The organism is Klebsiella sp. CN_Kp100, from assembly GCF_040065315.1.
GTDB lineage: Bacteria > Pseudomonadota > Gammaproteobacteria > Enterobacterales > Enterobacteriaceae > Klebsiella > Klebsiella oxytoca.
Window position 1 is genome coordinate 164541 of the sequence record NZ_JBEAIJ010000040.1, and the last position, 24316, is coordinate 188856.

Sequence of the window (24316 nt, forward strand, 5' to 3'; positions counted from 1 at the left end):
TAACGATATTCCATTCATACCATTATGCGTATTTATACGCAGGGATTCATTTTGCTGATAAGGGTGAAGCAATGGCGCGTAGGAAAAATATGAAAGTAGTAGTGCCTTCGATACTGACAATTATTATGGGTAATGTATTAGTCAATACCACCATGGCGGCTGAAACCAATGTGCTACAGGCGGCACCGGCTTATACCGCAACGCAGACTAAAGGGGAGACGCTGTGGAGCAATGATGATACGGCGATCGGTATTTTAGGATCCGTACGTTTAATGGCCAAAACGGATTCTCATCATAGCCAGGAACATAATATACAGAATAATGACTCGCGGCTGGGGGTAGCTTTACGGCATAATTTTGATCTGAACGGCCTGAGTAATTATGCCGTAGGTTATTATGAGACCGGCGTTCATGGTTTAGATTCCGCAACAGATGACCAGGGCAACGATGTTTATACCCGGCAGGCTTATGCCGGTATTGGTAACGATCGATATGGTGTAGTGACCTTCGGTAAACAATATGCGCCTACCGACTGGGGGTTGGGCATTGACACAACCTATGCCTGGGGTGGAAAGGCGAAACATGATACCGCCGGAATGTCGACGGATATTATTAATTCCGCGGCAATCTACTATTTTAATGATAAAAATATGACCCTTGGCGTCATGGGGCAAGGTAATGACAACGTCGACAGCATCGGCTTTGCGGCCTATGGCGATGGCCCGAACCTGCATGACGCTTACCGCGATGGTTCAGCCACCGTTCACGGCGGCGCCGCGGCCGCCGCGCAGTATCGCTGGGATAACGGCTTCTCCGTCTCCAGCGCCGTTGCCTATAATCATTACACGGTAAATAGCGGATCAGCCAGCGGCTGCCAGAGTTTTGGCCCGAATGGTCACTGCTTTCATTACACCGATAATAACGGTGATGCCTATGACGGCAATACGTATTCCATGGGCATGAACGCAAAATATACCGCCAACGTCGGTGACCACGCCTGGTATAACGGCGCGGAGGTGACGTATTACCTGAATAAAGTTAATGATGTTAAAGCGGCGACCAGCGGTCATTACGATCGTAATACCCGGCATGGTGATGACCAGGAAACGGTGCTTGGCCTGGAATATGACTCACAGTTTAAAATCACGCCGGCCTGGGGAGTGTACGTTGATTTTAACTGGTCGCAGGGCGGGGATGCCATGGACGGGCAGCACTTCCAGTCGACGGTATTAGGCACTGATTACTGGCTAGGTAATAGCGCGGTGACCTATCTTGAATACGGCTACGAAAAAGCCTGGGGCAACGATAACGAGGCGTGGAATATTGACGATCATCTTGGCGCAGTGGGCCTGCGCGTCTTTATTTAGTCGAGGCGTTTTCTTTTCATTTATTGCCTTAAAGGATGTAAGTTTAATTATCCCCTGATTTCTCCAGATTGCCCGGCGTAATATCACGTCGGGCCTTTTCCTCGGAATAAGCGGCCATTTTCGGCTGGTTGTGCAAACAGACGCCCTACACTATAGTGTCACGCTATGAACACTATAGAAGACAACCTGAACCAGCGCATCAGCGCACGCATCCGTATTGAGCGGGAATCTCGCGGCTGGTCGCTGAGCGAACTGGCGGATCGGGCGGGCGCGTCCCGGGCGATGATCCACAAGATCGAGCGCGGCGAAAGCAGCCCGACGGCCTCTATGCTTGGGCGGCTTTCCGGCGCCTTTGGCATCAGTATGTCGACGCTGATCGCCCGCGCCGAGATGCAGGAAGGCAAGCTGCTGCGGTTGGCTAATCAGCCGGTGTGGCACGACCCGCAGAGCCACTATCTGCGTCGTCACGTGTCGCCGCGTAGCGATTTGCCTATCGATCTGGTGCAGGTAGAGCTGCCCGGGGGCAGCGATATTCCGATGCCGGCGGCTTCTTATGCTCTGGCGCGACAGCTTATCTGGCTGCAGCAGGGCGAGCTGGTGTTTATCGAAGGCACTACGCGCCACGAAATGCAGGCGGGGGATTGTCTGGAGCTCGGGCCGCCGAACGACTGCCGCTTCATTAATGAAACCACGCAGCCCTGCGTCTATCTGGTCGTCCGGCTCAATCAATCTGCCTCATAATGTCAATGCGCGCTGACGGGAAAGCAGCTAGCCTCAATACAGACTTGTCAAAAGAGGAGTTTGTTATGGCTTTTAATCCGCAACGCCACCGCCGCTGGCTGCTGGCATCCCGTCCGCACGGCGAGCCGACCGGGGAGAACTTCCGCCTGGAAGAGGGTGAGGTCGCTTCTCCTGGGCCGGGGCAACTGCTGCTGCGCACCGTCTTTCTGTCATTAGATCCCTATATGCGCGGGCGGATGAGCGACGCGCCTTCCTACTCGCCGCCGGTCGCCATTGGCGCGGTGATGGTGGGCGGCACCGTAAGCCGCGTTGTAACGTCGAACCATGCTGATTATCAGCCCGGCGATTGGGTGCTCGGCTACGGCGGCTGGCAGGATTATGAGATTTCCGATGGCAGCGGGCTGGTGAAGCTGGGCGATAACCCGGAACACCCCTCCTGGGCGCTGGGTATCCTCGGTATGCCGGGCTTTACCGCCTACATGGGACTGCTCGATATCGGCCAGCCAAAAGCGGGCGAGACGCTGGTGGTAGCCGCCGCCACCGGGCCGGTCGGCGCCACGGTCGGCCAGATAGCGAAGCTGAAAGGATGCCGTACGGTAGGCATTGCGGGCGGCAGCGAGAAGTGCCGTTATGCGGTAGAGACGCTGGGTTTCGACGTCTGTATCGATCACCGCGCGCCCGATTTTGCCGTTAAGCTGTTAGAAGCGTGCCCGCAGGGCATCGATATCTACTATGAGAACGTCGGCGGCAAAGTATTCGATGAAGTGCTGCCGCTGTTGAACACATCGGCCCGCGTGCCGGTCTGCGGCCTGGTCAGCGGTTACAACGCTACCGCGCTGCCCGCTGGCCCGGATCGTTTACCGCTGCTGATGGCGACGATCCTCAAAAAACGCATTCGGATGCAGGGCTTTATCATCGGCCAGGATTACGGTCACCGGATTGCGGAGTTCCAGCAGGAGATGGGGCGCTGGGTGCAGGCAGGGAAAATCAAATACCGCGAGCAGGTCGTTGACGGCCTGGAGAACGCACCGCAGGCGCTCATCGGCCTGCTGAAGGGTGAGAACTTCGGTAAGGTCGTGGTACGCGTCTCTCCTGACGAGTAATCATGTACCCGGCAGGCTTCGCGCCTGCCGGATAGTTTGACCATCAGGCGTAAAACGCCAGCCGCTCGGCCAGCAGATCGACAAAGGCCCGGCGATCGATGTCGAGCATCACCGTCGTATTTGGCATCTTGCCGGTCAGGTTGTAGAAATCGACCACCGTCATTCCCTGCGTATATTTCCCCTGCGTTTCCACGCCGACCCAGCGTTCAACGGTGGTAAACATCTCCGGCTTCAGCAGCCAGGCAATGGTGCAAGGATCGTGCAGCGGAGCGCCGACAAAACCCCATTTTTCATCCTTATGGTACTCAAGGAAAAAGTCGAGTAGTTCGGCGACGATAGTGGATATCGGATTGCCGATACGGCGGAAACGCTCGATATCTTCGACGTGGATTTGCGCTTTGTGGGTGACATCCAGCCCGGCCATCACCACCGGGATCCCGGACTGGAAAACGATCTCTGCCGCTTCCGGGTCGACGTAGATATTAAACTCGACCGCCGGCTGCCAGTTACCCAGCACCATGGCGCCGCCCATCATCACGATGCGGGCAATTTTGCTATGCAGTTCAGGGTGGCTGTTGAGCAACAGGGCGACGTTGGTTTGCGGACCGGTAGCGACGATCGTAACCGGCCCGGCGCTTTCGCGCAGCGTTTTCGCCATCAGCTCGACGGCGGTGCAGGCCTGCGCGGCAAAGCCCGGCTCCGGCAGCGCCGGGCCGTCAAGCCCACTCTCGCCATGCACGTTATCGGCGATAATCAGCTCCCGCATCAGCGGCTTAAGCGCGCCGCCGGCGACCGGAATATCCGGGCGCTTAAGCAGGGTGAGCATCCTCAAGACGTTGCGCAGCGTTTTTTCCGGTGTCTGGTTTCCGGCGGAGGAGGTGACGGCTTTCACATCGAGTTCGGGTGAGGCGAGGGCAAGAACGAGGGCGATCGCGTCGTCGTGACCCGGATCGCAATCGATAATCACTGGCAGTGCCATGGCAGCTCCTTGTTGGCGTTATTTTGTGACAAGGGTAACGCCGCAAAGCGCTATAGACGAGGCTCAACGCAGGATAGTGTGATGGTGTGCACGAATGGTTGCCGATATTTTGGGCTCTCTCGCCAGGACGGATGCGCGATCTGTGCGCAATCAGGGCGTAGCCATGCGGTGGCGCAAGAAGTCGCTTCACGCGGTGGCGTATAATGATAAAACGACTCAACCATACGAATATTATTGGTTTGCTTTCCGCAAATGGATTCTTATTCTAAAGAAAATTTTACGAGGTAACCGCAATGAAAGATGTTGTAGATAAATGCAGTACCAAAGGCTGTGCCATTGATGTAGGTTCGATTATTGATAATGAGGACTGCGTATGGCGAGTTGAGAAAAACTTCGTCAGCCGTGAAGAGGCTGAGTCCACCCTGGCGGCCGTTCGCCAACGTGCCGAAGCCGCCGCACCCGCCAGCGAGCCGCCGCAGGTTGACTATACCATTGAGACCGCCGGTGATGAGGTTAAGCTTGAGGCTTCAATTGCTTTCTCCTGCCAGGCGGAGAAGATTATCTTCGAATTGTCCTTAAGAAACGTGATTTAACGTCAGCAAGCCGCCACAGCTAATCCTCAAGGGGATCATGCAAACGATCCCCTTGAGGCTCAGCGGTTAAGGGTTACTCAAATCGCCATGCCAGATTGAGCCCGATGCCGTAGTTGCGGCCCGGCGCCGGTTCGTAGTAGCGTCCATTGGATTCGTTAACGATAACCGAACCGGCGTAGCGGCGGTCAAACAGGTTATCGACGCGGCCAAACAGATCCATATCCATCTTGCCGTAGCTCCATTTATAGCCGGTCGTCAGGCCGACGACTGTCCAGGACGGCGCTTTGGCGGTGTTCTCATCGTTAGCCATAATATCGCTCAGATAGCGAATATCGCTGCCCGCGTACCAGCCTTTTTCGGGCTGGTAGCCGAAGGAGGCGTAGCCCATGTTACGGGCGATCCCCGGAATACGATTGCCTTTACAGCTGGCATCGTCGCAGACGTTGGTACGATAGGTCGCATCCAGCCAGGTCCAGGCCGCTTTTAAACGCCAGCTCTCGCCAAACTGCTGATCCAGCCCCAGTTCCATCCCCTGGCGACGGGTTTTCCCGGCGTTTTTGTAGCTGGTACGGCCCCCGCTGCTGGCATCGACAACAATCTCATTGTCGGTGTCGGTCTGGAACAGCGCGGCAGTTAACAGGCCATTGCCGATTCGCGCCTTACTGCCAATTTCAACCGTTTCGTTGGTCGACGGCTGCAGGCCAAAATTCAGCCCGCCCTGGTCGCCGGAGCGATAGGAAAGCTCATTGATCGTCGGCGTTTCGAAACCGCGACCGGCGGAGACGTAGACATTCCAGGCGTCGGTTACCGCATATTTCAGCGAGCCTGCCGGCAGCCATTTATGATAGCTGGCTTCGCCGCTGTCATCGCCGTTGCCCGGCGTAATGTAATAATCGTTGGAATCGAACCAGACTGAGCTATAGCGCACGCCGGCGTCCAGAGAGAGCTTCTCGGTGAGCTGCCACTGGGTTTGCAGATAAGGGTCAAGGTTCCACATCAGGTTGCGCTCATTGCGGCGCAGGTCGCCTTTCTCCCCGTACTGCGGCGCGCCGTTGTTCATGACAAAGTTTTCGTAACCCTTGCGACGTTCGCTCATGGTCTCGTAGTCGAGACCGGTGGTAAAGGTGACCGGCACCAGAAGCTCGCCACGGTGCGTCCAGCGGGTATCAATGCCCTGATAGTTACGCGTCAGGTCGATCACGCCGCCCGCATGGGTGGGTTTGAGCTGCGGCGCACGCGGGATCGACTGATATTGCGTGGTCTCACGCTCGCCGGCATACATCATCACGCTCAGATCGTCCTGCTCGCTCAGCTGTCGCTCGTAGCGTAAACCGGCCTGGGTCTGTTTGATGGTTTTACGGGTATTGTACTCATCGCCTCTCGGCGACTGGCGCGGATTGTTTTGCCATTCGTCATAGCTCAGGCCGCCCGCGTCATTAGCTTTAATATCCACGCTGTTAAACAGCAGGGTCAGCTTACTGACGTCATTGATGCGCACGCCGAGCTTCGCGTTGGCGAGATTCTTACGCGCGCCGCTATGGTCGCGGGAGCCATGGGTGGTGAAGCGGTTGGTGGAGACCACATAGTCGACATCGCCCGCATGGGTGCCGTCGCCGACCGCGCCGGTTGCTTTCATGCCGTAATGCCAGGTACCGAAGCTGCCATAATAGCTGCTGGCTTCGAGAGTTGGCGGCTGGGCGCCGGTCTGGCTGGTAGCGTTGATCACCCCGCCGGAGGAGTTACCGTATAGGGCGGAAAACGGTCCGCGCAGCACTTCAAGCGAATCGAGGCTGCCAATATCAATATTCGAGGTTTGCCCCTGGCCGTCGGGCATGGTGGCCGGGATGCCATCGACGTAAATGCGCAGCCCGCGCACCCCGTAGGTGGAGCGAGAGCCAAAGCCGCGAATTGAAAGCTGCAGATCCTGCGCGTAGTTCTGGCGGTTTTGCACCTGTAGTCCCGGTACCGCGCCCAGCGACTCGGAGAGGTTAACCCGCGGCGCAGCCTGGCGCATCTCATCGCCGTTAACCACGCTGACGGCGGCGGGGGTATCGAGTTCAGAGACTGCCGACGGCGCGGCGGTAACTACCATGGTCTGTTCAGCGGCGATAGCGGTTGGCGCAGCGGATACCAGCGGTAAAAGCAGAGCGGGGAGCGCGACGGCGCGCACGGAAAGGATTTTCATCAACGTTACTCACAAAACGAACCAAACGGAACATATGTATATATGTTAGCTCTTTTGTAAATTTTTTGAAAAGACTTAACAGGATTTGAGTTAACAAATAGCAAGAATTGCGTGATGCTCAGGACACAACTGGTAATTAACGCTCCACATTGCGATAAATAATGATTACTATTCGCATTCCAAAGAATAGCGCAAAGCGATGATTTTGCGCCCCGGAAGCACTGTCGAGCAGGCATATATTTGTTTTATCAAAGGGAGTCGTCATGTCATTACGTCATCTGTCCGCGCCGCGTCTGCGCCGTTCACTGTTGTTAACTTCATTACTGCTGGCGGGGAGCTTTAGCGCCCATGCGGCGGAAGAAATGCTGCGCAAAGCCGTCGGCAAGGGCGCATACGAAATGGCCTATAGCCAGCAGGAGAACGCGCTGTGGGTGGCCACATCGCAAAGCCGTTCGCTGGATAAAGGCGGCATCGTTTATCGTCTCGATCCGACGACCCTCGAAGTGACCCAGATCATTCATAACGACCTGAAACCCTTCGGCGCGACGATCAATAACGCCACCCAGACCCTGTGGTTTGGCAACACTACCGACAGCACCGTCACTGCCATTGATGCTAAAACCGGTAAGGTAAAAGGGCGTCTGGTGCTCGACGCTCGTCAGCGCAGCGAAACCGTGCGCCCGCTGGCGCCGCGCGAGCTGGCGGTCAATGAGAAAACCAATACCGTCTACATCACCGGCCTGGGTAAAGAGAGCGTGATTTGGGTTGTGGATGGCGACAAGCTGACGCTGAAAGACACTATCGCTAATACCGGCGCAATGGCGACCGGCCTGGCGGTGGACGCAGAAGCGAACCGCATCTATACCACCAACGCCGACGGCGAGCTGGTGACTATCGACAGTACCAGCAATAAGATCCTCTCGCGCAAGAAGTTGCAGGATGATGGCAAAGAGCACTTCTATCTGAATCTCAGCCTTGATACCGCCGGTCATCGCGCCTTTATCACCGACAGTAAACAGCCGGAAGTGCTGGTGGTCGATATTCGCGATGGCAAAGTGCTGGAGAAAATCGCCGCGCCGGAGTCCCTGGCCGTTCTGTTCAACCCGACGCGCAATGAAGCCTACGTGACGCACCGCAAAGCCGGGGAAGTGAGCGTGATCGATGGTAAGAGCTACAAGGTGGTCAAAACTTTCAAAACCCCGACCCACCCGAACAGCCTGATGCTTTCCGCCGATGGCAAAACGCTGTACGTTAGCGTGAAGCAGGAATCGACGCGTCAGAAAGAGGCGACCCAGCCGGATGACGTTATCCGCATCGCGCTGTGATCTTCACGGGAGGGGGAAGCCCCTCCTGAAAGTCGTTCTGCCGGGCGGCGGTTTGCGTCTTACCCGGTCGGCATAATCTTCGCCTGGTTCGTGCCTTACAGAAAATAGCGTCTTCACCGATATCACCCTCTGTTACAAACGCTTATTAGCCTGACAAATGTAATGGCTATAAACTTACCGCTTTCCTGCGCAAGCGGGACGGTGGCATTAATCCTGGAGATATGATGAAAAGAACATTGATGGTCGTTTGCGCCGGCGCAATGCTGGCTTTGCTGGCAGGCTGTAGCTCAAACTACGTGATGACGACGAAAAGCGGGCAAACCATTGTGACGCAGGGCAAACCGAAGCTGGATAAAGATACCGGCATGACCAGCTATACCGATGAGTCGGGCAATAAGCGCCAGATTAACAGCAGCGATGTTGCTCAGCTGGTGGAAGATAATTAAGTTCTGCAGTTGCGGTTTGCCCCACCGGGCAAACCGCAAAAGGGACGGGTTACGGTTTTTCAATATCCGGCGCAGTGCTGTGAATATCATGCACGCGCTTGCGTACGCCAAACCAGCCGGCGACCAGCAAAACGGCAATCAGCGGAATCGAACCGATGGTATAAGTCCCATTCGGGTAATCGAAAGCCATTAATACCAGCACGCTCAGCAGGAATAGCAGGGTCAGCCAGGAAGTAAAAGGCGCTCCCGGCATCTTGAAGCTGACGTCTGCGGCCTTGCCTTCTTTGATCGCCTTGCGCAGGCGCATCTGGCACACCACAATAAATCCCCACGAGGCGATGATGCCCAGCGAAGCGACGTTGAGGACTATCTCAAACACCTGCGAAGGCACCAGGTAGTTGAGGAATACCCCAACGACATAGACGCCCAGCGTTGCCAGAATACCGGCATAGGGCACGTGATGGCGGCTCATTTTCGACATAAATTTAGGCGCTGAACCGCCCATCGACATGGAGCGCAGAATACGCCCGGTGCAGTACAGTCCGGAGTTGAGGCTGGAGAGCGCGGCGGTTAATACCACAATATTCATCACGCTGCCGATATACGGCACGCCCAGCTTCGAGAAGAAGGTGACGAACGGGCTCTGCCCGGCCTGATAGGCATTCCACGGTAGCAGCAGCACCAGCAGCAGCACCGAGCCAACGTAGAACAGACCAATACGCCAGATGACGCTGTTGATGGCGCGCGGCACCATGGTCTGCGGATCTTTACACTCGCCGGCGGCGGTACCTACCAGTTCAATAGAAGCGAAGGCGAAAACCACGCCCTGAACCAGCACCAGCGCCGGGAGCAGGCCGTGCGGGAACAGACCGCCGTTATCGGTGATCAGATGGAAACCGGTGGCATTGCCATCCAGCGGCTTGCCGGTGCCAAGAAAAATAGTCCCGACCACCAGAAACGCCACGATTGCCAGTACCTTGACCAGCGCGAACCAGAACTCCATCTCGGCGAACCATTTCACGCCGATCATATTCATGGTGCCGACGATCGCCAGCGCGCCGAGGGCAAACACCCACTGCGGAACGTCGCCGAACGCGCCCCAGTAGTGCATATACAGCGCGACGGCGGTGATATCGACAATCCCGGTCATCGCCCAGTTGATGAAGTACATCCAGCCCGCAACGTAAGCCGCTTTTTCGCCGAGGAACTCGCGGGCGTAGGAGACGAAGCTGCCGCTGGAAGGGCGATGAAGCACCAGCTCGCCAAGCGCGCGTAAAATAAAGAACGAGAAGAGGCCGCAGACCAGATAAACCAGCGCCAGCGCCGGTCCCGCCATCTGCAGGCGCGCGCCCGCGCCGAGGAACAGGCCGGTACCAATCGCGCCGCCGATGGCAATCATCTGCACCTGACGGTTGCCCATTGCCTTGTGGTAGCCGGACTCCTGCGAGTTTAGCCAGTGGCGTTTGGCAGCGTGCTGCTCCGCCACGCTAGAGTGTTTTGTATTCATTGATGTCGCTATTTTCCTGTCAATGTCCATGAAGTGGTTCGTGCTGCTGGCTCTCCCATCATTCTGATGAATGAGATAAGCGAGCATGGCGGAGAATCCTACACGTATCGGAAAATGGACGCACGTAAAAGATTTGTCGACAGCACTTGCTTAAATATCAATGAGATCGGCAGGTTTAAGTCCTTCCCCGGCGCCCTTGAAATTTTGCTCAGCGTTTTAATGGTATTGCGCTATGCTTTTCCGCCCGCGTTTTGCCCGAGAGGCCACGATGAAAATCAACGTAGTAGGGACCAGCGGCGTCGGTAAATCTACCCTCGCGCGTCGGCTGGCTCAGGAACTGTCTCTGCCTTATATCGAAATGGATGTACTCTACTGGCTGCCCGAGTGGCAAGGGACGCCGGACGATGAGTTCTACGCTAAGCTCGCCGCCGCACTCGCCGCGCCAGGCTGGGTGCTTGACGGCAACTATAACCGCAGTCGTCCGGTAAAATGGCGCGACGTGGATCTGGTGGTGTGGGTGGATTACAGCTTCTGGCGCACGATGCGCCAGGCTATCTGGCGCGCGGCATCGCGTGCCAGCCGACGCCAGGAACTGTGGCCCGGCACCGGTAACTGTGAAACCTTCCGCCGCTCCTTCTTTAGCCGGGACTCCATTATTCTCTGGACGCTAAAAACCTGGCTCAATAATCGCCGCCGCTATCTGGCGGATATGCAGGATCCGCAGTATCGACATATTCGCTTTGTGCGCTTACGCAACCAGCAGCAGACCGAGGCGCTGGTGCGCGAGCTTCGGCAGAATAGCCGATAATCCCCCGGCTCGCGCTGCGCTTAGCCGGGCTACAGGCCCGCAGATTGCTCAGGACGCGTAGCCCGGACAGATGCGCAGCATCGCCTCCGGGAAATTTTGCCACTCTGCGCTCTTTTTCCGGGGGCGGCGCCGGGCTACCGGGCCGCTGATTGCCGGGAACTCGTAGCCCGGGTAAGGCGTTTGCGCCGCAACCCGGGGAATGTGTCGTGACGTGGCATCGCCTCCGGGGACATTTACCTCACCGCATATCTAATTTTCGGCAGAGCACATGTAAATAAATTGTTTCTCTCCAGCCGCGGGCGCTTCTAATAATGCAGACATGTTAATTCACATGAGCCTGCGAAATGTCTTATCGAATCAGTATCCTGGATAAAAGCCCGCTGGCGGCCAGAGAAACGGCCGCCCAGGCGCTGGCGCGCACATTAACGCTCGCGCAACAGGCGGAAGCCTGGGGATATCACCGTTTCTGGATCGCCGAACACCACAACACCGACCAGCTCGCCAGCCCGTCGCCGGAACTGGCGATTGCCTGGATCCTCGGCCAGACCCGCAGCATTCGCGTTGGCTCCGGCGGCGTTATGCTGCAGCACTACAGCCCATATAAGGTGGCGGAGAACTTCAATATGCTGGCTTCTCTTGCCCCGGGCCGCGTGGATCTGGGCGTGGGCAAAGCCCCCGGCGGACTGCCGCTCTCCACTCGCGCGTTGCAGCAGGGACTTAATCTCCAGCAAAAGGGGAGTTTTGCCGACCAGCTGGCGCAGCTCGACAACTGGCTGTCGCTGACCGAAACCGATGGTGAAGAGAGCGTCCGCGCAACCCCAATCCCGCCGCGTCGCGCCGACGGTTTTCTGCTCGGCGCCAGCCTGGAGAGCGCGCAGCTGGCGGCGCAGCTGGACTGGAACTTCGTCTTCGCCGCCCATCTCAACGGCGATAAGCAACTGCTGCGGGAGGTGTTAACCCGCTGGCGCGAACTGAGCCGTCGCGACGCCATTATCGCCGTTCAGGTTATTGTGGCCGAAGAGGCCGCAGCGGCCGCGGCGCTGGCAAAATCCGTCGAAGCATGGGGCGTTGAGCTGGAAAACGGTCAGCGGGTGACCGTCGGCAGCGAAGCGCAGGCGGCCGCCTTTGCCCGTCAGGCGGGCAGCAGGCCGACGCGTATCGCCCGGCGGGAATCGGCCGTGCTGTCCGGCACCCCCGAGCAGGTGAAAGCGCAGCTGGATGCCTTGCAGTCGGCGTGGAACATCGACGAATTTATTATCGACACGCCCATTAGCGACGGCGCGGCGCGCCTTAACTCCCTGCGTCTGTTGGCCCGGGCGCATCTGAGCGCGGAGGTCCAGCCATGAGCCTTGCTGAACAGTTAATTCGCTGGCGGCGCGAGCTGCATCAGTATCCGGAACTTTCGCTGCAGGAGGTCGACACCACCGCGCGTATTCGCGACTGGCTACAAAGCGGCGGCATCAGCCTGTTGCCATATGATCTGAAAACCGGCGCGGTTGCCGAGGTTGGGAGCGGCAATAAGGTGATTGCCCTGCGTGCCGATATTGATGCGCTGCCGATCGAAGAGGCGGCCAGCGTGCCGTTTCGCTCGCTGAATGCCGGCGTGATGCACGCCTGCGGGCATGATATTCATACCAGCGTGATCCTTGGCGCGGCCTTACTACTGAAACAACGCGAAGCGCAGCTGGCGGGACGCGTCCGCATTCTGTTCCAGCCGGCGGAGGAGAGCTTCGGCGGCGCGAAAACCCTGATTCGCGCCGGCGTGCTGGAGGGCGTTTCCGCCATTTTCGGTATGCATAATGAACCGGGGCTGCCGGTGGGGGAATTCGCCACCCGAGGCGGCGCGTTTTATGCCAACGTCGATCGCTTTGTGTTTAAGGTGACCGGCAAAGGCGCTCACGCCGCCCGGCCTCATGAAGGGAAGGATGCCATTCTGCTGGCCAGCCAGCTGGTGACCCTGCTGCAAAGCGTCGCCAGCCGCGAAGTGAACACCCTCGATTCCGTGGTGCTGAGCGTCACGCGGATTCAGGGCGGCAATACGTGGAATGTCCTGCCGGAAAGCGTTGAGCTGGAAGGTACGCTGCGCACCCACAGCAGCGAAGTCCAGCAGCGGGTGAAGGCGCGGGTGAGCGAGATTGCCGCCGGCTTCGCCAGCGCCTTCGGCGCGCAGATCGATGTCTTCTGGTACGCCGGGCCGACCGCGCTGGTCAATGATGAGCGCTGGGCGGCTTTCGCCAGCCACGTGGCCGATCGATCCGGCTACCGCACGCACCATGCGGATCTCCATCTCGGCGGAGAGGATTTCGCCGTTTATCTTCAGCATATTCCCGGCGCGTTCGTCAGCATCGGCAGCGCCAGCGAGTTTGGTCTTCACCATCCGGCGTTTAACCCGGATGAGCGCTTAATCGCGCCGGCGGCGCACTACTTTGCCGATCTGGCAGAGCAGGCGCTGAAAGAACTTTAATTATTCAGGGTCATAGACTAAGGATTAACGATGTCTGAACAACGACAGCTGCGCATTGGCACTATCTTACATGGCGCATCGGGAAATATGTCGGCCTGGCGCCATCCGGCCGCGCTGGCCGACGCCAGTATTAACTTTGAGTTCGTGAAGCAGACGGCGTTAAAAGCGGAAGAGGGCAAGCTCGATTTTATTTTTGTTGCCGATGGCTTATATATTAATGAAAAATCGATCCCGCATTTTTTAAACCGTTTTGAACCACTCACCGTATTATCCACCCTTGCAGCGGTAACCTCGCGTTTAGGCCTCGTCGGCACCTTGTCGACCTCCTACAGCGAGCCCTTTACCACCGCTCGCCAGTTCGCCAGCCTCGATCATCTGAGCGGAGGACGCGCTGGCTGGAACGTGGTGACATCGCCGCTCGAAGGCTCAGCGAAAAACTTCTCCCGGGCGCAGCATCCCGATCATGCGCTGCGCTACCGCATCGCCGATGAATATCTTCAGGTCGTTAAAGGCCTGTGGGATTCATGGGAACAGGACGCGTTTATTCGTAATAAAGAGAGCGGCCAGTTCTTTGATAAAAATAAGCTGCATACGCTTAATCATCACGGTGATTTCTTCAAAGTGGCCGGCCCGCTAAATATTGCCCGCACGCCGCAGGGCCGACCCATTATCTTTCAGGCGGGCGCTTCCGAAGACGGTAAAAAATTAGCCGCCAGCCATGCCGACGCTATTTTTACCCATCAGGAATCGCTGGCGGAAGCGCAGGCCTTTTATCGCGACGTCAAAAGCCAGCTCGACGCGTACGGCCGCCGGGAGAGCGAACTACACATTTTCCAGGGCGTCAGCGTGATCGTTGGCGATAGCGCCGACGATGTGGAACAGCAATACCAGACCACCGCCGCGCTGGTATCGATTGAGGACGCGCTGAATTATCTTGGCCGCTATTTTGAGCATCACGATTTCGCCCAATATCCGCTGGATGAGGCGTTCCCGGATATCGGCGACCTCGGGCAGAACAGCTTTCGCAGCACCACCGATGAGATTAAACGCAACGCCCGCGAACGCGGCCTGACCCTGCGCCAGGTCGCGCTGGAGGCAGCCAGCCCGCGACCGCGTTTTGCCGGAACCGCCGCAGAGGTGGCAGATGGGCTACAGCAGTGGTTTGAACAGCGCGCGGCGGACGGTTTTATTATCCAGGGCGGTACGCCGGATACCTTCCCGCGCTTTGTGGACCAGGTGGTACCGATCCTGCAGCAGCGTGGATTATTCCGTGAAGAATATCCCGGCACCACGCTGCGCGAAAGTTTAGGGCTGGCAGAGCCCGTCAATCAATTCCAAAAACAATAATAGAGAACACCCGCTATGCAGAAAATGCAGAAAAAAACGCTATTACTGGCGCTGGCGCTGGCCGTGAGCGCGTCATCCTGGGCGCAGAACGTCACGATCAACGGCACCGGCGTAAGCCTCGAAGCTAACAAAACGCCGATTCACACGGCAAAAAACCCTCAGGCTATCGCCCAACTGCCGAAAGGTCTCCACCTGGCGGTGCCGGGTAAGCTGACCGTCGCGGTCGCCGCGCTGAATTCGCCGCCGCTGACCGTGTTTTCTGATGATAACAAAACCCTGCTCGGCAGCGAGGTGGATATCGCCCGCCTGGTGGCCGACAGCCTCGGGCTGGAGCTGAACGTGGTGCCCACCTCGTGGGAAGATTGGCCGCTCGGCGTCGCCTCCGGCAAATATGATGCGGCGGTCAGCAATATCACCGTGACCAAAGAGCGCAAAGAGAAGTTTGATTTCGCCACCTACCGCAAAGATTCGCTGGGTTTTTACGTCAAGAGCACCAGTCCGCTGAGCAAAATTGAAAAAGCCGAAGATATTGCCGGGCTGCGGATTATCGTCGGCTCCGGCACCAACCAGGAAGCGATTTTGTTGGCGTGGAACGCCGAGAATCTCAAGAAGGGGCTGAAGCCGTTTACGCCGGTCTACACCAAAGACGACGCCGCCCAGACCCTGGCGCTGCAGTCCGGGCGCGCCGATGCCTTCTTCGGCCCGAACGTAATCGGCGCGTGGAAAGCGGCGCTGACCGGCAAAACCAGGCTGGTGGGCAGCGTTGACGGCGGCTGGCCGAAGGCGGCGCATATCGCCGTGACGGTGAAAAAAGGCAGCGGTCTGGTTGAACCGGTACAGACGGCGCTGAACGGCGCTATCCGCAGCGGCGATTACGCGAAGGTGCTGAGTCGCTGGGGCGAAGGCGTGGAGAGCATCCCGCAATCGGAAATTAACCCGGCCGGACTCGGCGACTAACAGGAGGCATGATGAGCGATCTATTCCGCGATGTCTCTCCGGAAGCGCCGGAGCTGCAGCCGATTATTGAGGGCCTGTTCGGCGAGTACGCCGCGCGCTACGGCGACTACTTTTCCCGCGATGCCGAAGTCGAGCTGACTGAATGGTATCTGGCGCCGCAGGGGCTATTTATCGTGCTGGAGCGGGAGGGGGAAATTATCGCTACCGGCGCGTATAAACCGAAAGATGCCCATACGGCAGAAATCAAACGGATCTGGACCCATCGTCGTCTGCGCCAGCAGGGGCTGGCGGCGAAAGTGGTGCAGGAGCTGGAACGTCGGGCGCTGCTGGCGGGCTACAGCCATATCTTTTTGACGACCGGTTTTCGTCAGCCGGAAGCGGTGCGGCTCTATCTGAGCCAGGGCTACGAGGCGCAGTTTGACCTCAACCGCGATCCGGAAGAGTACAGTTTGCCGCCGTTCGATGGTCGGCTGCGCTTTACGAAAGCGCTGGCGGTCAGCGCGCTGAGCCAGAGCGCTTAAGGAGACAATATGCATACTCAGGAAACGATTAAGGTTGTCCCCGCGCGCTATCCGCTGCGGGCAGTGGGCGCGGTGCTGGCGCTGCTGGTGCTGGCGGTGGTGATTCAATCAGTTGCCTTTAACCCGCGCTGGGAGTGGGGCGTCTTTGCCCGCTGGTTCTTTGACCCGGTGATCCTCGAAGGCCTTGGGCAGACGCTGCTGTTGACCCTGCTGGCGACGGCGCTCAGCGTTATCTTCGGTGGACTGCTGGCGCTGGCGCGACTCTCCAGTTCATGGCTGCTGAGCAGCCTTGCCTGGGGCTATATCTGGTTGTTTCGCTCGCTGCCGCTGATCGTGGTGCTGATTATTCTCTACAACTTCTCTTATCTCTACGACACCCTGTCGATCGGCATTCCGTTCACCGCTATTCGCTGGGCCAGCTTTGAGACCATTAGCGTGCTGGGGCAGTTTTCTACCGCCGTTGTCGGGCTGACCCTGGTACAAAGCGCCTACACCGCCGAAATTATTCGCGGTGGTTTCCTCGGGGTCGATCACGGGCAGTATGAAGCGGCGGCGGCGCTGGGGCTTCCGGCCAGCCGCCGCACGCTGCGCATTATCCTGCCGCAGGCGCTGCGCACCATTTTACCGGCGGGTTTTAACGAAATTATCAGCCTCGCCAAGGGGACGGCGATGGTTTACGTGCTGGCGATGCCGGAGCTGTTTTACACCATCCAGATGATCTATAACCGCACCCAGGAAGTGATCCCCCTGCTGATGGTCGGCGCCGCCTGGTACCTGGCGATCACCAGCGTGCTGTCGCTGATTCAGTATCTGGTCGAGCGCGGCCTGGCCCGCAGCGAGCGCCGCTCGGCGGTTAATAGCGCCCGCAGCAGCCGTCGCGTTGTTGAAACCGTTCATCGTCCCCAACCGCAGGAGTCCGCCCATGCTCAACTCTCGTAACGGTCATATCTCCATTACCGGCGTCAGCAAATACTTTGGCCGCCATAAAGCGCTGGACGATGTATCGCTGGAAATAGCACCCGGTACGGTGACGGTGATCCTCGGGCCGTCCGGTTCGGGAAAATCGACGCTGCTGCGGGCGATCAATCATCTGGAGCGCGTTGATGAAGGCTTTATTCAGATCGATGGCGACTATATCGGTTATCGCCGTAAAGGCGACAAGCTCTACGAACTGAAAGAGAAGGAGATCCTTCGCCAGCGGATCAACGTTGGCTACGTGTTTCAGAACTTCAACCTGTTCCCGCACCTGACGGTGCTGGAAAACCTGATTGAAGCCCCCATCGCCCATAAACAGGCGACCCGTAAGGAGGCTATCGCGCGGGCGTACGAACTGCTGGACGTAGTTGGACTACGCAATAAAGCCGACGCCTGGTCGCGGCACCTGTCCGGCGGTCAGCAGCAACGCATCGCCATTGCCCGGGCGCTGGCGCTTAACCCGCGAGTGATGCTGTTTGATGAACCCACCTCCGCGCTTGACCCGGAGCTGGTGGGGGAAGTGCTGGATGTGATTAAAAAGCTGGCGCGCTCCGGCACCACGCTGGTCGTGGTCACCCACGAAATTGGCTTTGCGAAAGAGGTGGCGGATCGGGTGGTGTTTATGGTCGACGGCAAGATAGTCGAGCAGGGCAGCAGCGACGATGTGCTGAACCATCCGCAGCACCCGCGTACGCAGCAGTTTTTATCGAGGGTATTAGCGGCATGAGAAACGGATTTTTGCCCCTGGCGTTACTCTCTTTATCTGCGGCATCGCAGGCGGCTATCGACCTGCGCGCCAACGAGCAGCCGCTGCCGGTAACCCGCGATGAGCAGGCGGTGGCGAAGATCCCGGCGGATTACGCCTTCGTCGAACCGGGTACTTTAACGGTGGCGATTTCAGCGCTCAACTCGCCGCCGCTGGCGCTGCTGGCCAGCGATAACCGCACGCGTATCGGCAGCGACCCGGATATCGCCCGACTGCTGGCCGGCAGCCTCGGGCTGAAGCTAAAGCTGGTGCCCACCGCCTGGGAGGACTGGCCGTTGGGGATTACTTCCGGGCGCTACGACGTGGCGCTGGTGAATATTGCGGTAACCGAGCAGCGGAAAGCGAAGTTTGATTTTGCCACCTATCGCGTCGATTCGCTGGCCTTTTCCGTAAAATCGACCAGCGACATCGCCAGCGTGAGCGGCCCGGCGGATCTCGCTGGTAAAAAAGTGATTGTCGGCTCCGGGACCAACCAGGAGCGAATTTTGCTCGGCTGGAACGCCGAAAACGAAGCCGCCGGGCGACAACCTGCGCTACCGGTCTACCTGACCGATGACGCTTCGGGCAATCTCTATATTCAGTCCGGTCGCGCGGACGTGTTTTTTGGGCCGCAGTCGGTAGCCGCTTACAAAGCGGCGCTCAGCGGTAAAACCAAAGTTGTCGGGCTGGGCCCAAAAAAGGCTTATGTCGCCACCACCACCAGGAAGGGTAACGGACTGGTCTATGCGCTTCAGGCCGCGCTGGATGGCGCGATAGCGCGCGGAGAGTATCAGAAAGTGCTGGCCCGCTGGGGCGAGCAGGGCGAAGAGGTGAGGCAATCGGAGGTGAATCCGCCGGGGATTACCTACTAAAAAACCGCTGTTTCGCAGGAGTGTGATGCGAAACAGCGGAGGCGAAGGCTCGCCAGAGTTTTAAATCAGGCGGCGCGCGGGGTCAGCGTTAAGCGATCCAGCGGCCCGACGATAAACAGGTAGGAGAACAGGCCCAGTACGCCCATGGAACCGACGTACAGGATGGCGTAATCGAAGGAGTGAGTATTAGCGAGGATCACGCCGATAACCAGCGGCGTGATAATACTCGCCAGGTTGCCGCACATATTGAACACCCCACCGGCAATTCCCAGCATCTCCTTGGGTGATGTGTCGCTCAGCACGCACCAGCCGAGGTTACCGAACCCTTTAGCAAAGAAAGCCAGGCTCATGGCGGCGATCACCACCACTTCCGAAGTGGTGTAGTTGGCGACCACAATGACGCAGGAGAGCAGCATGCCGCAGATCACCGGCAACTTGCGGGCGGTCGTCAGGCTATAGCCGCGTTTCAGCAGCCAGTCCGAGAACACGCCGCCCAGCAGGCCGCCGATAAATCCGGCAATGGCCGGGATGCTGGCGACAAAGCCGACCTTGAGAATCGACATGCCTTTGGCCTGGTAAAGATAGGTCGGAAACCAGGTCAGGAAGAACCAGGTAATGGACGTTACGCAGAACTGGCCGATATACACGCCGATCATCATGCGATTAACGCAAACGCTTTTAATCTGTGCGAGGGTTAATTTCTGCTGCGTTTTTTTCGTACCTAATTCCGGTTCGCCGCCGCCTTCGCGAATATAGTCGAGCTCCTGCTGGTTAATTTTAGGGTGATGAGACGGGTCTTTCACTTTTGCCAGCCAGAATATCCCCAGCACCACGCCGATAGCGCCAATATAATAAAATACGTAGTGCCAGCTTAAATTATGCAGAATAATCGTCATTAGCGGCGTAATAATCCCCAGGGAAATATACTGCGCGGCCTGATAGACCGAAGTGACGAACCCGCGCTCTTTATTGGGAAACCACTGTACGCTCAGACGGCTGTTAGCGGGAAAGGCGGGGGCTTCTATCGCGCCCATCATCAGGCGCAGAATAACCAGTACAATCAGCGGGCTGGCGAACAGATAGATCGTTCCCTGAAACATGGTGACGACTGACCAGCCAATCAGCGCGCAGCCGTAGACCAGCCGCGAACCATATTTATCCAGCAGCCAGCCGCCGGGTATTTGCATAATGACGTAGGAGATGCCAAAAACTGAAAAAGCCAGCCCCATCGCCTCGGGATCAAAACCTAACTCTTTGCTCATAATAGGCGCGACAACGGACAGCGTTGCCCGGTCGGCATAATTAAATACGGTAGCCAGAAATAAAAACAGTAATATGCCGTAACGCACGTTGCTGCGTTTTAAGGGTGTAGTCATCTTCAACTCCTTTGCAGGATTGTTTATTGTGGGTACAGCCAATAAGAGGTATTTCCCCGGCAGGGCTACGGGTTTTCAGTCGTCCGCGGACCGGTAACCCGGACAGATGCGCAGCATCGCCTCCGGGAGAATGCGGTATTCTCCCGGGGGCGGCGCCTGATGCGCCTTGGCCGGGCTACGGGGCCTGTAGCCCTTATGCCGCCATGCGGGGAATTCGGTTAAGGGCGTTTGCCAAACTCGCAGCTTTGCTGGGTCCAGCGGCGGGCCTGTTCGCTCAGGGTGAAGCCCAGACCGTGGCGTTCGGAAACCCACATCCGCCCGTCGCGCAGCTCCAGCTGTTCGTTAAACAGCGGGTTCAGCCACTCGAAGTGCTCCAGCCAGGGCTCGAGCGGGTAGGCGGCGGCGAGATGCAGGTGTACCTCCATCGCAAAGTGCGGGGCCAGCTTGCGTCCGTGCTTCGCCGCCAGATCCATAATCTTCAGGAACGGGGAGATGCCGCCGACGCGCGGCGCATCGGGCTGCACGAAGTCGCTGGCGTTGCCGAGGATCAGCTGCTCATGTTCGCGGAAGCTGGTCAGCATCTCGCCGGTGGCAATCGGCGTATCCAGCGCGGCGGCGAGCTGTGCGTGGCCTTCCACATCGTAGGCGTCAAGGGGCTCTTCAATCCAGATCAGATTGAACTGCTCCATTTTGCGCCCCATGCGGATAGCGGTTTCACGGTCCCACTGCTGGTTGGCGTCCACCATCAGCGGGAAGTCATCGCCCAGGACTTCGCGTACTGCCGTCAGACGGCGAATATCCTCAGCGGTATTCGGCTGACCGACTTTCAGTTTTATCCCGCCAATCCCGTTCTCGCGTGAGATAGCCACGTTTTTCAACACCTGCTCCAGCGGGGTATGCAGGAAGCCGCCGGAGGTGTTGTAACACTGCACGGAATCGCGATGCGAACCGAGCAGTTTCGCCAGCGGTAGCCCGGCGCGTTTGGCTTTCATATCCCACAGCGCAATATCGATAGGGGAGATTGCCTGCACCGCCATGCCGCTACGACCTACGGAAGCCCCGGCCCACAGCAGTTTGGTGTAGATCTTGTCGATATCATTCGGGTCTTCGCCGAGCAGATTATCGGCAATCTCCGTGGCGTGGGCGTAAATACCCTGGCCGCCCGCGCGTTTGGAATAGCTGAAGCCAACGCCTTCAAAGCCGTCCCGGGAGCGGATTTCCGCGATGATGATCGCTACTTCGGTCAGCGGTTTTTGCCGACCGGTCAGAACCTTTGCATCGCTGACGGGGGTGGCCAGCGGCAGAAAGGCCAGCGACAGTTTGACATGTTCAATGCGGTCGCCGGTTTCAGCGGCGGTTTTGACGCCGGAAGCTTTGGCGTAGGTCACGGAGTCGGAATTTGCGCTCGAGGTCATAGTGAGTTCCCTTTTGGTAATAAAATGTTTGCGCTAACATTTTTAATCCCGGCGCTGATTTTGCGCTACGTTAGTGATTTTAATTTGTACAAACGATCACAATTAGCGGTTATAAAGGGTAAAATTATGCAGCGCAGGTCACGATCCAAAAAGGTTTGTGAAAAATCACAAATCATAATGATAGCGATAACATTTAATTCGGCAGGTCGTTGATTCTATTAGGGATGTACGGACGGGCGCTGGCAATTGCCTGGACCATCATCAATAATGGCCACAGGAAACGACTCAACACAGGGGCTTAGTCGTGAAAAGCAGAAAACCGACGCGCGCGCCGACGCTGGATGATGTGGCCCGCAGCGCCGGGTTGTCGTCGATGACGGTCAGTCGGGCGCTGAATACGCCGCAGCTGGTAAGGCCAAAAACGGTAGAGAAAGTGATGCAGGCGGTGCAGGCCACGGGTTATATCCCCAACGCGCTGGCCGGCGGCCTGGCCTCCAGGCGCAGCAAACTGGTGGCGGTGGTGGTGCCGCAAATCAATAACAATATGTTTGTCGATACCATCCAGGCGCTGAGCGATACCCTGGCGGCGCGCGGCTATCATATGCTGCTGTGCGTGGCGGGCTATAGCCGTCAGACCGAAGCCGAGCTGGTAGCAACCTTACTCTCCCGGCGTCCGGATGGCGTAGTGTTGACCGGTATTCAGCACGCTCCGGCGTTAAAGAGGACGATCCTCAACGCCGCCACGCCGGTGGTGGAAATCTGGGATCTCACCCCGACGCCGCTGGATATGCTGGTTGGTTTTTCGCATGAAAAAGTCGGTGAAACCATTGGCGAATATTTGCTGGAAAAAGGCTACCGTCGCCCGGGACTGCTGTGGGCAGGCGATGCGCGCGCGACGTTGCGAAAGCAGGGGCTCCTGGCCCGGCTGGCCAAAAGTGGAATTAACGTTGCCCCGCAGGTCGAGGTGCCGCTTCCGGCATCGCTGGCGCTGGGGCGACGCGGTCTGGCCGAACTGCTCGCCAGTGGCGAGTTTGACGTTATCGTCTGCAGTTCCGACACCCTTGCCCAGGGAGCGATTATGGAAGCGGAAAGCCGGGGGCTGCGCGTGCCGCAGAATCTGGCGGTGATCGGCTTTGGCGATCTGGATTTCGCCGCCAGCAATCGTCCGGCGATCACCACCGTCAGCGTCGACCGTCACGCCATTGGCGAGCAGGCGGCTACGCTGCTTGCCGACCGCATAGAAGGCGGAGAAGAAGGGGACGCGATTATTGATATTGGCTTTCACCTGGTGGCGCGCGAGTCGGCGTAGCGCTGTGGTTTAGCCTGGGCGAGGGGGACTCCATAGCGATATTGCTCAATCAAACCTATACTGGAAGGTTGCTAAACCCGTCGCCGCTCTGTTCACGGGCGGCAAATTTCTTGAGGGCGCAGAATATGATCACCGTCTATGGCGTACCCGGCTGGGGCTCAACGATAAGCGAACTGATGCTGACGCTGGCCGATATCCCGTACCATTTTGTCAACGTTGAGGGCTTTGACCAACCGGGCCCGCAGCGCGACCGTCTCAAGCTGATTAACCCGCTGTGTCAGGTGCCGACCCTCACGCTTGAAGATGGCAGCGTGATGACCGAATCCGCGGCGATTGCTCTGATGATCCTCGACGTGCGACCGGATCTGGCTCCGGCGCCGGGATCGCCGCAGCGGCATGCCTTTCAGCGTCTGCTCATCTGGCTGGTGGCGAACGTTTATCCCACCTTTACCTTTGCGGATTACCCGGAGCGCTGGACCGCCGATGCGCCAGAGCAGCTGCGGGAAAGCTGCATCAGCTATCGCAAATCGCTTTATCAGTGGCTGGAGGAGCAGCTTGCCGCCGCGCCGTATGCGCTGGGGGCGGAAATAACTCTGCTGGACTGCTATATTGCGGCAATGTGTGCCTGGGGCCCGCGACGGGAGTGGTTTGCGGCGCAAACGCCAAAATTCGTCGCCGTGGCGGATGCGGTTTATCGCCATCCCAAACTCGAAGCCGTTCTTCGCCGCAACGAACTGATTTAAAGCACAAAAAGCGATCCAGATGATGCGGGTTATGCTAGCTTTATCATCCTGACAATAAAGGAGCCTGCTATGCCGCATATTGATATTAAATGTTTTCCCCGCGACCTGAATGATGAACAAAAAGCGGCGCTGACCGCCGATATTACCGAGGTGGTGATTCGCCATCTCAACAGCAAAGAGCGCTCGGTGAGCGTGGCCCTGAATGAAATTAATGAGAGCGACTGGCAACAGGTGTGGGACAGCGAAATCGCCCCGCAGATGGAACAGCTGATTAAAAAACCGGGTTATAGCATGTAACCCGCTTTCTTTCCCGAAGGCGATGCTGCGCATCTGTCCGGGCTACGCGTCCTCAGCGGTCTGCGGTCCGGTAGCCCGGGCAGGCGCTGTGCGCCGCCCCCGGGAGAGAGTGCGGAGTGGCAGAATATCCCGGAGGCGATGCTGCGCATCTGTCCGGGCTAGGCGTTCTCAGTGGTCTGCGTCACTGTAGCCCGATGTGATGGACACCTCCCCCTTACGGCATCAAAGTGCCAGACTGAGG

General features: G+C 57.9%; 21 protein-coding genes and 1 pseudogene. 17 read left to right on the plus strand and 5 right to left on the minus strand.

Annotation, left to right across the window (positions count from 1 at the left end):
* The first annotated feature begins 71 nt into the window (after positions 1-71).
* From ABLV12_RS17085 to ABLV12_RS17095, 3 genes are all read left to right on the plus strand, one after another.
* On the plus strand, positions 72-1367 hold the full coding sequence (locus tag ABLV12_RS17085; protein ID WP_032728193.1) for a membrane protein: 1296 nt from the start codon (positions 72-74) through the stop codon (positions 1365-1367).
* Between the two features lie 165 nt (positions 1368-1532).
* Positions 1533-2108 (plus strand): helix-turn-helix domain-containing protein, encoded by a 576-nt coding sequence (locus tag ABLV12_RS17090; RefSeq protein WP_004101846.1) that lies wholly within the window; start codon positions 1533-1535, stop codon positions 2106-2108.
* 65 nt (positions 2109-2173) lie between these two features.
* Entirely contained in the window at positions 2174-3211 is a 1038-nt protein-coding gene (locus ABLV12_RS17095; protein ID WP_004112778.1) for an NADP-dependent oxidoreductase, read from the plus strand.
* A 43-nt stretch (positions 3212-3254) separates the two neighbouring features.
* Here the strand turns inward: ABLV12_RS17095 and rihA are convergent, their stop codons facing one another.
* Positions 3255-4190, minus strand: a complete 936-nt coding sequence (gene rihA / locus ABLV12_RS17100; RefSeq protein ID WP_160886881.1) for a pyrimidine-specific ribonucleoside hydrolase RihA — start codon at positions 4188-4190, stop codon at positions 3255-3257.
* 293 nt (positions 4191-4483) lie between these two features.
* Here rihA and ABLV12_RS17105 point away from each other — a divergent pair, with 293 nt between their 5' ends.
* Positions 4484-4783, plus strand: a complete 300-nt coding sequence (locus tag ABLV12_RS17105) for a DUF406 domain-containing protein (protein ID WP_017145949.1) — start codon at positions 4484-4486, stop codon at positions 4781-4783.
* Between the two features lie 73 nt (positions 4784-4856).
* On the opposite strand, the gene pqqU is transcribed toward ABLV12_RS17105, so the two are convergent.
* Positions 4857-6968, minus strand: coding sequence for a TonB-dependent receptor PqqU (gene pqqU, locus ABLV12_RS17110; RefSeq protein ID WP_064396082.1), 2112 nt, complete (start codon positions 6966-6968; stop codon positions 4857-4859).
* 263 nt (positions 6969-7231) lie between these two features.
* Here pqqU and ABLV12_RS17115 point away from each other — a divergent pair, with 263 nt between their 5' ends.
* Complete coding sequence (locus ABLV12_RS17115; protein WP_016807844.1) at positions 7232-8293, plus strand: YncE family protein; 1062 nt, start codon at positions 7232-7234, stop codon at positions 8291-8293.
* 224 nt (positions 8294-8517) lie between these two features.
* Positions 8518-8739 carry a YgdI/YgdR family lipoprotein gene (locus tag ABLV12_RS17120; RefSeq protein ID WP_004101857.1) on the plus strand — a complete coding sequence of 74 codons (222 nt, stop codon included), beginning with the start codon at positions 8518-8520 and terminating at the stop codon, positions 8737-8739.
* Between the two features lie 49 nt (positions 8740-8788).
* On the opposite strand, the gene ansP is transcribed toward ABLV12_RS17120, so the two are convergent.
* A complete protein-coding gene (gene ansP, locus ABLV12_RS17125; RefSeq protein WP_016807843.1) occupies positions 8789-10246 on the minus strand; it encodes an L-asparagine permease in 1458 nt (485 codons plus the stop codon).
* Positions 10247-10514: 268 nt separating this feature from the next.
* On the opposite strand from ansP, the gene ABLV12_RS17130 reads away from it, so the two are divergent.
* The 8 genes and pseudogenes from ABLV12_RS17130 to ABLV12_RS17165 all read left to right on the plus strand — a co-directional run bounded on the left by ABLV12_RS17130 (position 10515) and on the right by ABLV12_RS17165 (position 18935).
* The gene (locus ABLV12_RS17130) at positions 10515-11054 is read left to right on the plus strand and encodes an AAA family ATPase (protein WP_160886877.1); all 540 of its coding nucleotides are present in this window, start codon (positions 10515-10517) and stop codon (positions 11052-11054) included.
* 344 nt (positions 11055-11398) lie between these two features.
* Entirely contained in the window at positions 11399-12400 is a 1002-nt protein-coding gene (locus ABLV12_RS17135; RefSeq protein WP_348867180.1) for an MsnO8 family LLM class oxidoreductase, read from the plus strand.
* The gene (locus ABLV12_RS17140) at positions 12397-13518 is read left to right on the plus strand and encodes an amidohydrolase (RefSeq protein WP_004101864.1); all 1122 of its coding nucleotides are present in this window, start codon (positions 12397-12399) and stop codon (positions 13516-13518) included. The genes ABLV12_RS17135 and ABLV12_RS17140 overlap by 4 nt, the downstream gene beginning before the upstream one ends.
* Before the next feature lie 30 nt (positions 13519-13548).
* Positions 13549-15822 (plus strand): annotated as a pseudogene (locus ABLV12_RS17145) (NtaA/DmoA family FMN-dependent monooxygenase).
* Between the two features lie 11 nt (positions 15823-15833).
* Positions 15834-16343, plus strand: coding sequence for a GNAT family N-acetyltransferase (locus tag ABLV12_RS17150; protein ID WP_016807839.1), 510 nt, complete (start codon positions 15834-15836; stop codon positions 16341-16343).
* Positions 16344-16352: 9 nt separating this feature from the next.
* Positions 16353-17282 carry an amino acid ABC transporter permease gene (locus ABLV12_RS17155; protein WP_004101870.1) on the plus strand — a complete coding sequence of 310 codons (930 nt, stop codon included), beginning with the start codon at positions 16353-16355 and terminating at the stop codon, positions 17280-17282.
* Positions 17266-18045: an amino acid ABC transporter ATP-binding protein gene (locus tag ABLV12_RS17160; RefSeq protein WP_016807838.1), complete on the plus strand. Its 780-nt coding sequence runs from the start codon at positions 17266-17268 to the stop codon at positions 18043-18045. Before ABLV12_RS17155 ends, ABLV12_RS17160 begins: the two co-directional genes overlap by 17 nt.
* Positions 18042-18935 carry a transporter substrate-binding domain-containing protein gene (locus ABLV12_RS17165; RefSeq protein WP_348867181.1) on the plus strand — a complete coding sequence of 298 codons (894 nt, stop codon included), beginning with the start codon at positions 18042-18044 and terminating at the stop codon, positions 18933-18935. The genes ABLV12_RS17160 and ABLV12_RS17165 overlap by 4 nt, the downstream gene beginning before the upstream one ends.
* Before the next feature lie 65 nt (positions 18936-19000).
* On the opposite strand, the gene ABLV12_RS17170 is transcribed toward ABLV12_RS17165, so the two are convergent.
* Together ABLV12_RS17170 and ABLV12_RS17175 are read right to left on the minus strand one after the other, a co-directional pair.
* The gene (locus ABLV12_RS17170; RefSeq protein ID WP_064396077.1) at positions 19001-20311 is read right to left on the minus strand and encodes an MFS transporter; all 1311 of its coding nucleotides are present in this window, start codon (positions 20309-20311) and stop codon (positions 19001-19003) included.
* A 218-nt stretch (positions 20312-20529) separates the two neighbouring features.
* A complete protein-coding gene (locus tag ABLV12_RS17175) occupies positions 20530-21726 on the minus strand; it encodes an L-talarate/galactarate dehydratase (protein WP_049592000.1) in 1197 nt (398 codons plus the stop codon).
* Between the two features lie 304 nt (positions 21727-22030).
* Here ABLV12_RS17175 and ABLV12_RS17180 point away from each other — a divergent pair, with 304 nt between their 5' ends.
* The 3 genes from ABLV12_RS17180 to pptA all read left to right on the plus strand — a co-directional run bounded on the left by ABLV12_RS17180 (position 22031) and on the right by pptA (position 24075).
* On the plus strand, positions 22031-23035 hold the full coding sequence (locus ABLV12_RS17180) for a LacI family DNA-binding transcriptional regulator (RefSeq protein ID WP_201505942.1): 1005 nt from the start codon (positions 22031-22033) through the stop codon (positions 23033-23035).
* Positions 23036-23160: 125 nt separating this feature from the next.
* Positions 23161-23778 (plus strand): glutathione S-transferase family protein, encoded by a 618-nt coding sequence (locus ABLV12_RS17185; RefSeq protein ID WP_064396074.1) that lies wholly within the window; start codon positions 23161-23163, stop codon positions 23776-23778.
* 69 nt (positions 23779-23847) lie between these two features.
* Positions 23848-24075 carry a tautomerase PptA gene (gene pptA, locus ABLV12_RS17190; RefSeq protein ID WP_348867182.1) on the plus strand — a complete coding sequence of 76 codons (228 nt, stop codon included), beginning with the start codon at positions 23848-23850 and terminating at the stop codon, positions 24073-24075.
* The last annotated feature ends 241 nt before the right edge of the window (positions 24076-24316 follow it).

Coding starts and splice junctions, on each gene's coding strand:
- ABLV12_RS17085 (WP_032728193.1), top strand. CDS start 72: ATGGCGCGTAGGAAAAATATGAAAGTAGTAGTGCCTTCGATACTGACA.
- ABLV12_RS17090 (WP_004101846.1), top strand. CDS start 1,533: ATGAACACTATAGAAGACAACCTGAACCAGCGCATCAGCGCACGCATC.
- ABLV12_RS17095 (WP_004112778.1), top strand. CDS start 2,174: ATGGCTTTTAATCCGCAACGCCACCGCCGCTGGCTGCTGGCATCCCGT.
- rihA (WP_160886881.1), bottom strand. CDS start 4,190: ATGGCACTGCCAGTGATTATCGATTGCGATCCGGGTCACGACGACGCG.
- ABLV12_RS17105 (WP_017145949.1), top strand. CDS start 4,484: ATGAAAGATGTTGTAGATAAATGCAGTACCAAAGGCTGTGCCATTGAT.
- pqqU (WP_064396082.1), bottom strand. CDS start 6,968: ATGAAAATCCTTTCCGTGCGCGCCGTCGCGCTCCCCGCTCTGCTTTTA.
- ABLV12_RS17115 (WP_016807844.1), top strand. CDS start 7,232: ATGTCATTACGTCATCTGTCCGCGCCGCGTCTGCGCCGTTCACTGTTG.
- ABLV12_RS17120 (WP_004101857.1), top strand. CDS start 8,518: ATGAAAAGAACATTGATGGTCGTTTGCGCCGGCGCAATGCTGGCTTTG.
- ansP (WP_016807843.1), bottom strand. CDS start 10,246: ATGAATACAAAACACTCTAGCGTGGCGGAGCAGCACGCTGCCAAACGC.
- ABLV12_RS17130 (WP_160886877.1), top strand. CDS start 10,515: ATGAAAATCAACGTAGTAGGGACCAGCGGCGTCGGTAAATCTACCCTC.
- ABLV12_RS17135 (WP_348867180.1), top strand. CDS start 11,399: ATGTCTTATCGAATCAGTATCCTGGATAAAAGCCCGCTGGCGGCCAGA.
- ABLV12_RS17140 (WP_004101864.1), top strand. CDS start 12,397: ATGAGCCTTGCTGAACAGTTAATTCGCTGGCGGCGCGAGCTGCATCAG.
- ABLV12_RS17150 (WP_016807839.1), top strand. CDS start 15,834: ATGAGCGATCTATTCCGCGATGTCTCTCCGGAAGCGCCGGAGCTGCAG.
- ABLV12_RS17155 (WP_004101870.1), top strand. CDS start 16,353: ATGCATACTCAGGAAACGATTAAGGTTGTCCCCGCGCGCTATCCGCTG.
- ABLV12_RS17160 (WP_016807838.1), top strand. CDS start 17,266: ATGCTCAACTCTCGTAACGGTCATATCTCCATTACCGGCGTCAGCAAA.
- ABLV12_RS17165 (WP_348867181.1), top strand. CDS start 18,042: ATGAGAAACGGATTTTTGCCCCTGGCGTTACTCTCTTTATCTGCGGCA.
- ABLV12_RS17170 (WP_064396077.1), bottom strand. CDS start 20,311: ATGACTACACCCTTAAAACGCAGCAACGTGCGTTACGGCATATTACTG.
- ABLV12_RS17175 (WP_049592000.1), bottom strand. CDS start 21,726: ATGACCTCGAGCGCAAATTCCGACTCCGTGACCTACGCCAAAGCTTCC.
- ABLV12_RS17185 (WP_064396074.1), top strand. CDS start 23,161: ATGATCACCGTCTATGGCGTACCCGGCTGGGGCTCAACGATAAGCGAA.
- pptA (WP_348867182.1), top strand. CDS start 23,848: ATGCCGCATATTGATATTAAATGTTTTCCCCGCGACCTGAATGATGAA.